The organism is Dorea sp. AF36-15AT (assembly GCF_003477705.1).
GTDB lineage: Bacteria > Bacillota > Clostridia > Lachnospirales > Lachnospiraceae > Claveliimonas > Claveliimonas ammoniilytica.
This window is the reverse complement of the sequence record NZ_QUDV01000001.1, coordinates 173,994-187,492: the sequence shown is the minus strand read 5'-3', so window position 1 is coordinate 187,492 and position 13,499 is coordinate 173,994. Positions and strand designations below refer to the sequence as shown.

The following is a 13,499-nucleotide window of genomic DNA, read 5'->3' as shown; positions in this document are numbered from 1 at the left end:
TTCTCCCCTAGATACTGAATCCGCTTGCTTCCATCTCAGATGCGATATCCTCAATATCAGCTTCCACTTCAGCATTCTTCGCATCCCATCTGGCCTTGTCCCATATCTCGGCACGCTTCCCCATACCGATAAATACAACCTCTTTGCTGAGCATCGCATAATCTCTTAAGACCGCAGGGATCAGTGTTCTTCCTTGTTTGTCAAGTTCGCCGTCAGTTGCAGACCCCTGAAAGAAGTATGCAAACTTGCGGGCATTTTTATCTGTGGTGGTTGGTAAGGCGTTAAGTTTTTCTTCAAAGGCGTTCCATTCAGCTTCCGGGTAGACGTACAGGCAGTTTTCCATTCCTTTTGTGATGACGAAATGCTCCCCTAATCCGTCACGCAGCTTAGCTGGAATGATCAATCGACCCTTCGGATCGATGTTATGACTGTATTCTCCTTTCAACGTCATTGGAACTCACCCTCTTTCATTCGGCCGCTCCCCAGCAGCCTTCCTGAAACGTACAAAGGATTCTCTTCCACTTTCGAACCACTTTATACCACTTTTCACCACTTTCTACCACTTGAAACCATTGTAACCCATATTTTAGGTCATTTCAACCCCCATTTTTGAAAAATCCCTATTTACAACTCGCTTACTCACACAAAAAAATCCCTGCAAATCAGATTATTTCATCTGATTCACAGGGAATCCTCCACTTTGTTACACTTTTATGAAATTATTGGGCTTATCTGCCACTTATTATTCACCATCTGTTGTAACCAGACTCTGCTGATAATTCGTGATCGCACTGTAATCAATCTCTGCTGTCTGCTGTGGCTTATTAGAATCGTACACATTATATACAGAATATCCGAGCCATCCTACCAGCACAAGGCTGACAACCCCGACTGCGATACGACGAAATGCACGCTTCGCTTTGTCCTTCTGCATATTCTTCTTACGATTCATTTTATCCTTTTTATACTGATCAACCTTTGCCTGACTCATATCCATGTACTCCTTATACTTCTGATCTGGCTGCTGTCACACACTTCCCATCTGACAACTACTTTCTATAGTATATCATAGAATCATCGACAGAACAATGTTAAATAACTGCGATCACACCGCCATCTGATGCATACAGGCTGCTGATTCCGGCTGTATCCAAAATAATCACATTCTTCGGCTGCAGGCGGGCCAACAGCAGCTTCTTCAACTCTTCAGCTCTCGCCGGGCAGTTACAATGGCTGATCGCAAGGATCTTATCCTCTGCATGCTCCTCATGAGCAGCAATCTCATCTGCCATCTTCACCAGGGCTTTCTTCATACCTCGTGCCTGTCCCAACTGACAGATTGTTCCCTCTGGCGTAGCGCCCATAACAGGCTTGATACTGAGTGCTGTAGCTACCATCGCTTTCAATCCGGTCAGGCGACCGTTCTTACGAAGCGCCTCAAGCGATTCCAATAAAAAGTACGTATGTTGATCCTCAATATACGTCTCTACCGTGTCAATAACCTCTCCAAATGTCATTCCTTTATCTTCACACTCTGCGATCTTCATTGCGATCAAAGTCTCTCCGATAGATGCTGACTTGGAATTAAATACATGGATCTTCTTCTCGCCATACTCTTCCTTGTATAACTCCACTCCCAACACTGCACTATTGTATGAGCCACTCAATTCTGCCGACAACGTCACTGCATACACATGATCTGCATCACAGTGGTACTTCTCCATATAAGTATCCGGAGACGGACAGGAAGACTTCGGGCAATTGGGACTGGCCGCCACTTTCTCCAAAAATTCTTTCTGATTAAATGTCTCATCATCTATCACATGATAATCGTCCACATCAATCGACAAAGATGCTGTTGCGAAATATCCGGAAGCCTTCATCTCCGGGGATAATTCTCCACAACTATCAACGATAATCTTATAACTCATTTCATTTCCTCCCGCAAGCGTCGATGTTCGTCATTCGCTTCTATTATATGTAGTATCAAAAACCACTTAATATATAATAGCACATTATACAGGGATTGAAAAGAGTGTTTTTGCACTATTCTTCCACACGTATCTGTCTCGATATACTGAGCGCAATTCCCATTTCTGCCATCAGGAACAAAATCGACGTACCTCCGTAGCTGATAAACGGAAGTGTAACACCCGTATTTGGTATTGTGTTGGTCACAACCGCTATATTCAAAATCACCTGGATCGCAATATGGGCGAAAATGCCACTGGCAACCAATGCTCCGTACATATCCGGTGCATTCTGTGCAATAAACATCAACCGGTACAATAACAGTCCAAAAAGCACCAATATAATAATCACACCACACACTCCTAATTCTTCACAGATAACCGAAAGGATCATATCGTTCTGTACCTCTGGAATGATCATCTTCTGTGCGCTGTTACCAAGTCCCTTCCCGAAAAATCCGCCAGAACCGATCGCATACAATCCCTGCAGTGTCTGATAACCGGAGCCTGACGCATACTGTTCCGGCTGTAGCCATACCAGCACACGACGCAAACGGAAGCTTCCACTGGAACCGGCATCCTGAATCATACGGTTCAACACTGCTACAGCAATTATCGCTGCTGTAAGTCCACCACCCGCAAGCACCATAAACGGCTTTGTCTTCGGATGGACTACAAACAAAAGACACACCGTAATCCCTGCTACGATTATCGCAGAACTCAAATTACTGGTCAGAAAATACACACCCGCGGCTGCTCCAAAGCCCCAGATGATCACTTTTACAATTCCGTCTTTTTTATGCGCCCGGTTTCCAAGCTGACACAAAATAATCGGAATTAAAAGAATCACTGCCAGCTTCACAATCTCTGCCGGCTGAAGCTGCTGGTTCATCGGCAGACGAATCCAACGCTTCGCACCATTTACCTCTTTTCCAAGAGGTGTCAGTCTCACAAGAAATAACAGGGCAATCGAAAACCAGTAAAGCTTTTCTGCATATTTCGCATAAATATGATAATCAATCTGCGAGATCCAATACATTGCGAAAAATCCCATGCCACAGAAAAGCACCTGTCTTTTCAGAAAATACATACTGTCATTATATTTTACCAGAGCACTATATGAACTGCTGCTGTACAGCATAATCAGTCCAAAGCATACCAGAAACACCAAAACTGCCAACATACTGTAATCAAAATACCTCACCGCAGGTCTTCTCTTTTTTGCAGGTGCAGGTCTGGCAGACGTCCGTTTCTTTCTTCTCCTGGCTTCGGACATATGTCTGATTTCTCCCATAAATATCTACACTCTCCTATCCATACGTGTCCTGCAAGCACAGACTCACGCTATACTAACTCCATATTATAACGATATCAAACCCCAAATACAACCGTTTCATTCACGTTTTAATTGTTATCAAGCAATATTTTAGGGGAAATCAGTATGCCGATTCCCCCCTATTTTAATATAAAAAGATGTTGGGGGCAAAAGCCCCCAACTATGATGCCTACGGATTGTTTAGTCACAGCATTTTCCAGAGCGTCTGTTATCGAATTCCGGATTGAATGCGTAGAAATTCTTGCTGTCAAGACGATCCTGTACGATCCGCAGACTTTCACCGAATCTCTGGTAATGCACAATTTCACGTTCCCGAAGGAATCGGATCGGATCAGCAACTTCCGGATCCTTTACCAAACGGAGGATATTGTCATAGGTCGTGCGAGCTTTCTGTTCGGCTGCCATATCCTCGTGCAGATCGGTAATTGGATCACCTTTGGACTGGAAAGTTGTGGCACTCCATGGTATACCTCCGGCTGACTGTGGCCACAGAGCAAGTGTGTGATCCACATAGTATTTGTCAAATCCGGATTCCTTTAACTGTTCGACTGTAAGGTTACGGGTGAGCTGATAGACAATGGCGCAGATCATTTCCATATGGGCAAGTTCTTCCGTTCCAATATCTGTGAGTATTCCTGTTACTTCTTTATATGGCATGGTATATCTCTGTGACAGATAACGCATAGATGCACTAAGCTCGCCGTCAGGTCCACCAAACTGACTGATAATCACTTGTGCCATCTGTGGATTAGTCTGGCTGATTTTTACCGGATATTGCAGTCGTTTCTCATAATTCCACATATACTAGCATCCCCCTTCCTGCCATGGCCACGGTTCATCGATCCAACTCCAGTTTTCACAGGAGTCTGTGCGCACAGTATCGATGGTGAGCGGACTGTAGTATTTGGCATATTCGTGCAGAGCACATTTGCGCATTTCCTGATATTTTTCAAAATATTCCATGGCATCCTTGTCGCAGGGATGGGTATCCAGAAATAACTTTACATCGTCTACAGCGAAACTGGCGGCATTGATTCGATTCATCAACTCCTGTCTGCAAGGCTTATTGTCATTCATCTACGGACACCTCCTGTTCCACAGAATGGTTTGTTTAAGTCTTCGAAAATAGTTCCACAGCAGAGACCTTTCTCTACATCCAAGACATTTCGCCACATCTGCCAAGGGACATAAGCCATGGCAACTGCCATATCGCCCAGAGTATCGTAGCGACCCTTTACTGCACAGGACATTTCTCCGGCAGTATCGCAATCGCAGTAATGGACTTCGCAGGATTCCCGCTGGGGGCGGACATTTGACTGCTGTTGATTACATCCGTTCATGCTGGATGAACATCCACAGTAACCACGCCTGTTTGATTCCGGTGTATGATAACGGTAATTCGGCATTTTTCATTTACTCCTTTCAGAATATTTACAGTATCATACTATGGAAAACTCGAATGAAAGGTGAATGAAAGTCTCTGTTATATCTAAAACAACAGGCCTGGCACACGCCAGACCTGTTGTCAGTATCATCATTATACTAATGGATATTTTTCTGTAAGTTCTTTTACGATGGATCTTGCCATTCCAATCTTCTCCGGCTCTTTCACAACCAGAGCAATTGCCTCTGCAATCTTATCCATATCTTCTTCTACCATTCCTCTGGATGTTACTGCCGGTGTTCCCAGACGCACACCACTGGTTACAAATGGTGATCTCGGATCATTTGGAACGGTGTTCTTGTTACATGTAATATGCGCCTCGTCCAGAAGCTTCTCCAGCTCTTTACCGGTAAGCTCCAGGCCTCTCAGGTCTACCAACATCAGATGGTTATCTGTACCACCGGATACAATCTTCACGCCTCTGTCCATCAGACCTTTGCTGAGTGCTTTTGCATTCTTCAAAATCTGCTCCTGATAAGTCTTAAATTCCGGCTGAAGTGCTTCTTTAAAGCATACCGCTTTTGCAGCAATCACATGCTCAAGTGGACCTCCCTGAATACCAGGGAATACTGCTTTATTGAAGTTGAACTTCTTAGCAGCTTCTTCATTGCACAGGATCATACCGCCTCTTGGACCGCGCAGTGTCTTGTGTGTTGTAGTTGTTACGACATCAGCGTACGGGATCGGACTTGGATGCAGTCCTGTGGCTACCAGACCTGCAATGTGTGCAATATCTGCCATCAGATATGCTCCCACCTCATCAGCAATCTCACGGAATTTCTTGAAATCAATTGTTCTCGCATAAGCGCTTGCTCCTGCAATGATCATCTTCGGCTTCTCAGCCAGTGCGATCTCCCGCACCTTATCATAATCGATAAAGCCTTCATCATTGACTCCGTAAGATACGATGTCAAAATATTTACCGGAAATATTCACCGGTGAACCGTGGCTCAGATGTCCACCCTGATCCAGATTCATACTCAGGACTTTGTCTCCCGGCTCCAGCATTGCGAAAAATACCGCCAGATTAGCCTGTGCTCCGGAATGTGGCTGTACATTGGCATAATCACAGCCAAACAGCTCCTTTGCACGTTCAATCGCCAGATTTTCCACTACATCAACGCACTGGCATCCACCATAATAACGCTTTCCCGGATACCCTTCTGCATACTTGTTGGTCAACGGGCTTCCCATTGCTGCCATAACAGCCTTGCTCACCCAGTTCTCAGAAGCAATCAGTTCAATGTGTGAATTCTGTCTGCTCATCTCGCTCTCGATCGCTTCTGCAATCTCATTGTCAACCTCTCTTACCTCGTCAAATGAATACATGCTTTCTCTCCTTTGTTTAGTTTTATTTGGAACGTTCACCAAGAGTGACCGTTACCGTCTTCTCCTCGTATTTTGTACCGTTCTTATTCGGAACTTCAATGACTACTTCCACTTTGTCACCAGCTTTGAAATACTGCATCTGTGACTGCAATGTGGACATGCTGTCAATAGTAATTCCGTCAAATTTGGTAATAATACACTCTGCTGTAATACCAGCTTTATCTGCTGCGCTTCCATCCTCTACGGATCTTACAAATACACCGGTCGGGATTGAGTACATCTCTGCTTTTTCAGAAGTAACGTCATATCCTTCGATACCAAGGAATCCCTGCTCGCTTTCGTCCACTTTCGTACGCGTTTCGCGGTTCATCAGATTCTCAATAACAGATGTAGCATCCGAAATAGGAATTGCATAACCCATTCCCTCGACTGCATTGGCATTTACCTTTGCTGTATTGATACCGACCAGCTCACCGTTGGCATTCAGAAGTGCACCACCACTGTTACCAGGGTTGATTGCTGCATCTGTCTGGATCAGTTTGCTGTCAAAACCTTCCATGTCAAGATTTCTGTCCAGTGCAGATACGATACCGGTTGTAACTGACTGTCCATAACCAAGAGCATTACCGATTGCGATTACCGGCTCACCCACCTGCAGCTTATCGGAATCACCTAATGTGATGATTGAAATTGCATTCATGGTATCATCATCGATGGAATCCAATGGAACTGCAACAACTGCCAGATCCTTGCTGGGATCTGTACCCTTGATACTTGCTTCTACTGAAGTTTCATTTGCAAAGGATACGGTCAACGTCTCAGCACCTTCCACCACATGATTATTGGTAACGATCAGCAGCTCACTGTCATTCTTACCAATAATAATACCAGAGCCACAGCTTGTGCTCTCCTGCTGCTGTGTGCCTCCAAAGTAACTCTGTACTTCCTGTACACTCATATTCGTGATAGCTACTACTGATGGCATTGCATTATTTACAATATCAGACACATCTGAAGTCACCGTACTGGATGACTGGCTCAGCTTCAATGTGGATGTACTGTCAGAGTTCTTGGACGTTGTACTCTTGTTGCCGGATGTCTGTTGTGTGGTATTCGTACCGAAATACTTACCTGCCACCGCATTCACTCCCATAAAGGTGCAACTTGCGATCACACCAAAGGCAACTGCCGATCCTGCCAGCTTCGCCCATCTTGGACACTTGTGATGCTTCTTTGGCAGCTGACCATTCATTCCCGTCTGCCCGCCATTCATTCCCTGCGGCTGTTCATCAAATATATTGTTCTTATCCTCTTTATTCGGATCATAATAATTATACTGGTTATCCATATCTAAGTCTCCTTCCTCAACCGTAATCCACTGTCAGACCACGGATACCTTATCTTTTCTATATCTGTTAGTCTAGTCGTAAATTGTGTTGAAAGTGTGACCAAATCATCAAAAAATGTTGAAAACCAGTTCTAACGCAGCCTCTATCACCTTATCCATATCATAATACCGATATGCGCCCAGTCGTCCACCGAAGATTACCTTGTCTTCCTGCGCTGCCAGTTCCTGATAACGGGCATATAATGCTCCGTTTTTCTCATCATTTACCGGATAATACGGTTCATCTCCCACTTCCCACTCGGAAGAATACTCTCTGGAAATAACTGTTTTCTTCTGCTTACCAAATTCAAAGTGCTTATGCTCAATAATTCTAGTATACGGTACCTCGCGCTCTGTATAATTCACAACTGCATTGCCCTGATAGTTCTCACAGTCCAGTGTCTCTGTTTCAAAACGCACACTGCGGTATTCCAACGCGCCCAGTTTATAATCATAATACTCGTCAATCATACCTGTGTAAATGATTTTATCAGCCAGTGCTTCGTATTCATCCCGATTTTTCAGGAAGTCCACACCTGTTCGCACATCTGAACCTTCCAGAAGCTTCTCCACGATCGCAGTATAGCCTCCGATCGGGATTCCCTGATAACGATCATTAAAATAATTATTATCATAAGTAAATCGAAGCGGAAGTCTGCGGATGATAAATGCCGGCAGTTCCTTGCAGTCTCTGCCCCACTGTTTCTCAGTATATCCCTTTACGAGCTTCTCATAAACATCTTTTCCAACCAGTGAAAGTGCCTGTTCTTCCAGATTGGACGGATCTGTAATATTCAGATCCGCAATCTGCGCAGCAATAATATCCTTCGCCTCCTGCGGTGTACGGATGTTCCACATCTTACTGAACGTGTTCATATTGAACGGAAGATTATACAGTTCATTCTTATACACTGCCACCGGTGAATTAATATAGTTATTAAATTCAGCAAACTGATTCACATAGTCCCAGATCTGCTTATTGGAAGTGTGGAAAATATGTGCGCCATAGCGGTGTACCTGAATTTCTTCCACTTCCTCTGTATAAATATTTCCTCCGATATGATCTCGTCTGTCAATGACCAGACATTTTTTGCTGCGTTCGGTAGCCTCGTGGGCAAACACTGCACCAAACAGTCCTGCGCCCACGATCAGATAATCATAATGCATAGTAACTCCTACTCTACTGTAACAGACTTCGCCAGATTTCTCGGCTTATCCACGTCACAACCTTTTCCAACTGCTACATAGTAACCGAAGAGCTGCAGCGGAATGATCGCAAGTGTATTGGTAAAGTACTTATTCGTCTTCGGAATGTACATTACATAATCCGCATTTCTCTCAACCTCTGTATTATCCACATTAGTCACTGCCATAACAAAGGCTCCACGGGTCTTAACCTCTTCCATGTTACTGATCATTTTCTTGTATAGATTCTCCTGTGTCAGGATGGCCGTTACCAATGTACCGTCCTCAACCAGAGAAATCGTACCATGCTTCAACTCTCCTGCTGCATAAGCATCAGAATGTACATAAGAAATCTCTTTCATCTTCAAAGAACCTTCCATTGCGATCGCATAATCGATTCCACGACCGATATAGAAGATATCCTTTGCAGCCAGATAGCGGTTAGCGAATTTCTGGACATTCTTCTTATTATTCAGCAGCATCTCCACCTGTGCCGGCAGTTCTTTCATATCCTCGATCATATCAGCAAGTTCTGCGTCACTGATCTTTCCTCTTACATGAGCAAACTTCATTGCAAGCAGATACTCTGCGATCAGCTGACAGCTATATGCCTTGGTAGTTGCCACTGCAATCTCCGGACCTGCCCATGTATACATAACATTATCTGCCTCTCTGGCAATAGAGCTTCCTACTACATTGACAATACCAAGCACTTTACCACCCTTAGCATGTGCCTCACGGATTGCAGCCAGTGAATCTGCTGTCTCACCGGACTGGCTGATCACAATCAGTAACGTTCCGTCTTCAATAATCGGATCACGGTAACGGAATTCAGAAGCAGTATCCACTTCCACTGGAATTCTGGTCAGTCCTTCAAAAATATACTTGCCAGTCACACCTGCATGATAAGCAGAACCGCAGGCAACGATCATAATCTTCTTAACTGCACGAATCTCATCATCACTCATTCCAAGTTCATCAATAACGACTTCATTGCCTTTGATTCTTGGTGAAAATGTATCCAGAATAGCCTTCGGCTGTTCATACATCTCCTTCAGCATGAAATGCTCGTATCCGCCCTTCTCAGCTGCATTCACGTCCCAGTCAATGTGAGTGGTCTCTTTTTCAATCACTTCTTCATCAATATTGTAGAACTCCAGCTTATCCTCTGTCAGCTTTACAATCTCTTCATTCTGAATAAATACAACATCTCTGGTATATTTCAACACTGCCGGTACATCCGATGCGATGATACTTCCATCTTTGGTGTGTCCAACGATCAGCGGGCTGTCCTTACGTACTGCATACATCTCTTCCGGGTGATCTGCGAAGATAATTCCAAGTGCATAAGATCCTTCCATACGGTGCATAACCTTCGTGATTGCCTCCAGCGGATCTCTGTCGTAATAATAATCCAGAAGATGTGCAATAACCTCTGTATCTGTCTCTGATACAAACTCATATCCTTTGCTTTCCAGACGATGTTTTAATTTCAGATAGTTCTCAATAATACCATTGTGTACCACCACGATACTCTGATCTTTATTAAAATGCGGATGAGCGTTGATATCAGACGGTGCGCCATGCGTTGCCCAACGGGTATGACCGATTCCAAGCTTACCCGGAAGCAACTCGCCTCCATGAGTCAGTTCATTCAGCACTTTCAGCCGTCCCATTGCTTTTTTCATATTGATTTTCTTTCCGTCATAAACTGCAATACCGGCAGAGTCATATCCTCTGTACTCCAGCTTCTCCAGTCCCTCAAGCAGGATTGGCGCTGCCTGACTCTCTCCTACATAACCTACAATTCCACACATAATGAATGTTCTCCTTTCAAGTTTTATACTCCCTGTTGCTTCATTATATACACAAAAGGAGGATACAATATTCCGCATCCTCCTTTGATGTTTTAATCAAGATCGATCAGATCCATTTTGAATGTATCATCTGCTTCTGAGTGACCTACTCTTCTCTGATTACTTTTCGGTCTTGCCGAAGCCTGTACAGTTCTTCGTGGCGCACTCTTCTTCACGCGCACACGTGCATTCAGAATTTCATCCAGATCATCGATATCACTGTCATCCTCATAATCGGAAGGATTGTATTCTTTGAATGGCTCCTCTTCATACTCATCGTATTCATCATAGTCATCCTCGTCCTCATACATCTCATCTTCATAATCGTCATCCAGATCATATTCATCATCTTCGTCATCAAAATCATAGAAATCATCTTCCGACTTATTTTTAGATTTCTTGGACTTCTTTGCTTCTTTTTCCGCTTTCTTTCTTGCCTTTTTCTCTTTCTTGCTCTCTTTTACCGGTTCCGGCTCATCATCAATATCATATTCTTCGTACAGATCATCAAGTTCCAGATTGCGATGACGCAGCTTGATTGCAAGAATAATCAGGATAATCAGCATCACAAGGAAGATTCCCCATGCGACCAGAATTACCCTATCCAGATTTGCGCGCAGTTTATTCAGAAGTCCACCAAGCTTTGTTGTGTCTTCTTCTTTATCTTTCGTCTCCGGTGTGTATCTCTGATAGGTCTCATCTACCGTATCATACTGGTAGAAACCTTCTTCTCCATCACTGTTCACTGCATATACCACATAATAAGAACTGGCGTCCGTATTCTGCCATGCAGGGAACTCTTTTCCTTCTACCGTCATCGTCGTCTTCTGCAATGTATCCGGCAGATCTTTGGTCTTATCCTCCGATAACAGAACGATGTAACGATTGCTGGAAATACTTACCTGCTCAAATGGAGAAAACTTATCTTTATCCGGATCATACAGCCAGAAATCTTCTTCCTCATTGGCATCCTTCAGATAAATGGCATACATCTTACCACTTTCCTGCTTAGTCGCCGCATAAGTATTACCATTATAAGGCATATCAGCCGTTACAAATCCATCTGGAATCAATACCTCCGGAATATCTGTAACAACAGAATAAGTCTGTCCGTCAATCTCAATATCCCCACCATTACCAGATGACTCTGTAGTCTCTTCATCATCTGTGATCAGAGACGGATCCCCTTCTCCGATCGTAACGGTCGAGCTACCCTCTACAACTGTCACATCGTCTCCCGAAGACGCACTGGCTGTTACTTTGGAAATATTTACTGTCGTAGTCCCCTCAGATAATGCCTGAAACTTCAATGTCCAGCTCATCTCTGTATTGCCGCTTCCAGATCCTTCCAGTTCAATCTGTCCATTAGATGCTGACGCATGCTCTCCACTGATAAACTTTAATGCTGTTGTATCATATGTCAGTGTTGCACTGGCTTTGCTCAGACTTTCATCCGCACTCAGCTTTGCAGTAATCTCAACCGTTGCACCTACTGTTGTAGACGGATCAGAAAATCTCAGCTGGCCACTGGCTGCCGATGATACTATACCACACATCATAAATGTCATAGCTGTACAAAGCATCAGTGCAGCTAATTTTTTCAGTTTCTTCATAACTTACTTTATCCTTTCCCGTATCTCACACGACTTATTAATCATAGTCTTCCCCAGAATAATCTCCGTCAGATCCTCCGCCGTAGTCTCCGTAATCACTTCCGCCGCCTGAATCGCCTGTTCCTGATCCGCTGCCTGTACCACTTGAACTGCCCGAATTATTATAACTATTATTATAGTTATTATTATAACTGTTGTTATAGTTACTATTCGAACTTCCAGAATTACTATAATCATTGGATGTTCCGGAACCAGATCCGTAATCATCATCACTCTCAATCACAGAATCACTGGTTGCCTTATGTGTGCATTTCTCTCGAATGCCAGCTTCCATATCTGTAATATTCGAAGAAATGGTATAACCATCATCCCCGAAAAGGAACTTATGTACATCCTCCACATTCGAAGTCAGCGTCTCTGGAATTACCACACTACCTACAACATCCAACATATCGAATGAGTTATTATCCGGGAATCCCATGCTGTCCCCCAGTTTATACTTTGCAATATTCTTAGCATATGCGATCATCTCTGCAATCGTGAAATTCGTAGATACCTGTGGAAATACTTTGTCAATAATCTTATTCAAGGTACTGAAGCTTGCACTCTGCGCTTTCTCAGCAATCAATTCCAGTACATGACGTTGTCTGGAGGTACGTTCAAAATCGCCTCCTCCTGTATATCGAATACGACTGTAAGACACTGCCTGCACTCCATTCAAATGATAAGTACCTGCAACTTCCGGTTCAATCTTTGTGTAATCCGCACCCGTAACTTTAGATGTCTCTACACAATAGTTATTCATATGCACTACTTCCGCATCTGTCAGTGTAATATCAAGACCACCTAATGCATCAATCACATCAACAAGTGCATTAAAATTCACTGCAACATACTTGGAAATATCCATATCCATACTGCGGTTGATCATTGAAATGGCACCTTCCGGTCCGCCAAACGCATAGGCTGCATTCGCCTTATTATAGCTGCCATCATCCAGTTCCAGTAACGTATCTCGGTATACTGAAACCAGTTTCACCTCTCCGGTCGCCTTGTTCAGGCTGGCAATCATCATCGTATCACTTCGATTGCCCTTGCCAAGATCCCCTTCTCTGGAATCCAGGCCAAACAGTGCAACGTTCAGATAGCCAGTCTCCTGTTCTTCACTGGTCTCCGCTATATTCAACTTATCTGTATCAAGTTCCGTTGTCTCTATCTTCGTCATCTTACTGGCTACAAGTACAACACCCGTCGCTGCAACTGCTGCAAATGTACCACCAAGAATCACACCCAACTTCTTCCCAATTGACCAGGAAGCAAAGCCATGTTTTCTCCGTCTGTGTGATCTTCTCGCCATCGTAACATCCTTTCTTTTGTAA

The 13,499-nt window shown here is 43.9% G+C and carries 13 protein-coding genes; all 13 read right to left on the bottom strand.

Features of this window, described 5'->3' with window-relative positions; translation table 11 throughout:
• Positions 1–7: 7 nt before the first annotated feature.
• The 13 genes from mraZ to DWZ93_RS00730 all read right to left on the bottom strand — a co-directional run bounded on the left by mraZ (position 8) and on the right by DWZ93_RS00730 (position 13,477).
• Positions 8–451 carry a division/cell wall cluster transcriptional repressor MraZ gene (mraZ, locus tag DWZ93_RS00790; protein WP_118451705.1) on the bottom strand — a complete coding sequence of 148 codons (444 nt, stop codon included), beginning with the start codon at positions 449–451 and terminating at the stop codon, positions 8–10.
• Positions 452–742: 291 nt separating this feature from the next.
• Positions 743–991, bottom strand: coding sequence for a hypothetical protein (locus DWZ93_RS00785; RefSeq protein WP_118383298.1), 249 nt, complete (start codon positions 989–991; stop codon positions 743–745).
• 100 nt (positions 992–1,091) lie between these two features.
• On the bottom strand, positions 1,092–1,931 hold the full coding sequence (locus DWZ93_RS00780) for a DegV family protein (protein ID WP_118451704.1): 840 nt from the start codon (positions 1,929–1,931) through the stop codon (positions 1,092–1,094).
• A gap of 115 nt (positions 1,932–2,046) precedes the next feature.
• On the bottom strand, positions 2,047–3,264 hold the full coding sequence (locus DWZ93_RS00775; protein WP_330421695.1) for a putative peptidoglycan glycosyltransferase FtsW: 1,218 nt from the start codon (positions 3,262–3,264) through the stop codon (positions 2,047–2,049).
• Between the two features lie 222 nt (positions 3,265–3,486).
• Positions 3,487–4,107 (bottom strand): manganese catalase family protein, encoded by a 621-nt coding sequence (locus tag DWZ93_RS00770; protein WP_118451703.1) that lies wholly within the window; start codon positions 4,105–4,107, stop codon positions 3,487–3,489.
• A 3-nt stretch (positions 4,108–4,110) separates the two neighbouring features.
• Entirely contained in the window at positions 4,111–4,383 is a 273-nt protein-coding gene (locus DWZ93_RS00765) for a spore coat protein CotJB (RefSeq protein ID WP_118383281.1), read from the bottom strand.
• The gene (locus tag DWZ93_RS15120; RefSeq protein WP_330421694.1) at positions 4,380–4,712 is read right to left on the bottom strand and encodes a spore coat associated protein CotJA; all 333 of its coding nucleotides are present in this window, start codon (positions 4,710–4,712) and stop codon (positions 4,380–4,382) included. Before DWZ93_RS15120 ends, DWZ93_RS00765 begins: the two co-directional genes overlap by 4 nt.
• A gap of 131 nt (positions 4,713–4,843) precedes the next feature.
• A complete protein-coding gene (gene glyA, locus DWZ93_RS00755; protein ID WP_118451702.1) occupies positions 4,844–6,079 on the bottom strand; it encodes a serine hydroxymethyltransferase in 1,236 nt (411 codons plus the stop codon).
• A gap of 22 nt (positions 6,080–6,101) precedes the next feature.
• Positions 6,102–7,427, bottom strand: coding sequence for a S1C family serine protease (locus tag DWZ93_RS00750; RefSeq protein WP_118451701.1), 1,326 nt, complete (start codon positions 7,425–7,427; stop codon positions 6,102–6,104).
• Between the two features lie 108 nt (positions 7,428–7,535).
• A complete protein-coding gene (gene glf / locus DWZ93_RS00745; protein WP_118451700.1) occupies positions 7,536–8,633 on the bottom strand; it encodes a UDP-galactopyranose mutase in 1,098 nt (365 codons plus the stop codon).
• Positions 8,634–8,641: 8 nt separating this feature from the next.
• Entirely contained in the window at positions 8,642–10,468 is a 1,827-nt protein-coding gene (gene glmS, locus DWZ93_RS00740) for a glutamine--fructose-6-phosphate transaminase (isomerizing) (protein ID WP_118451699.1), read from the bottom strand.
• A 92-nt stretch (positions 10,469–10,560) separates the two neighbouring features.
• Positions 10,561–12,120 carry a cohesin domain-containing protein gene (locus DWZ93_RS00735; RefSeq protein ID WP_118451698.1) on the bottom strand — a complete coding sequence of 520 codons (1,560 nt, stop codon included), beginning with the start codon at positions 12,118–12,120 and terminating at the stop codon, positions 10,561–10,563.
• Between the two features lie 37 nt (positions 12,121–12,157).
• Positions 12,158–13,477, bottom strand: coding sequence for an LCP family protein (locus tag DWZ93_RS00730; protein ID WP_118451697.1), 1,320 nt, complete (start codon positions 13,475–13,477; stop codon positions 12,158–12,160).
• Between the last annotated feature and the right edge of the window lie 22 nt (positions 13,478–13,499).